Source organism: Polaromonas sp. P3_C2 (genome assembly GCF_056402675.1).
In genome coordinates this window covers 1-554 of sequence record NZ_JBFUGX010001257.1, presented here as the reverse complement: position 1 = coordinate 554, position 554 = coordinate 1, and the positions used below count along the sequence as shown (strand labels likewise).

The window sequence follows — 554 nt, the reverse complement described above, 5'->3', positions numbered from 1 at the left end:
GCCTCCTTTCGTGACGCCGGTGCTGCTTTTCGTCAATGCCCCCGCTACAAAAATCATAGCTGCTTGCGCAGGCCTACCAATGGCTTTACTACAATTTCATGGTGACGAAACACCCGAGATCTGCCTGGAGGCCGGGCGCCCGTTCATGCGCGCCGCAYGCATTCCACTTGGTGAAAAAACCACTGAAAGCACGCCTGGAACCTCCGGCGGCTTTGATCTCGTAAAATACGCACAAGACTTCAAGGCCGCACAAGCCATCCTGCTCGACGCTCATGTCGAAGGTTATGGTGGCGGCGGGAAAACATTCAATTGGTCACTTCTTCCTCCAAACGTCAGCGCTCACCTCGTTTTGTCTGGTGGATTGACGCCTGCAAACGTGATCGATGGCATTTTGCAAGTCAGGCCGCGTTGCACAACGCTGGCCGTTGATGTCAGTTCGGGCGTCGAGATTTCCAAGGGAATCAAAAGCGCCTACAAGATCAACCAGTTTGTAGCGGCCGTTCGCGCCGCCGACGAACTACTTGCAAAGAGTCTTAACCATGTACGAGTACCAC

General features: G+C 54.2%; 1 protein-coding gene. It reads left to right on the top strand.

What is annotated here, in order from left to right; translation table 11 throughout:
• The coding region (locus AC1DWI_RS25940; protein ID WP_477726296.1) for a phosphoribosylanthranilate isomerase at positions 1-554 on the top strand (554 nt) is incomplete at both ends.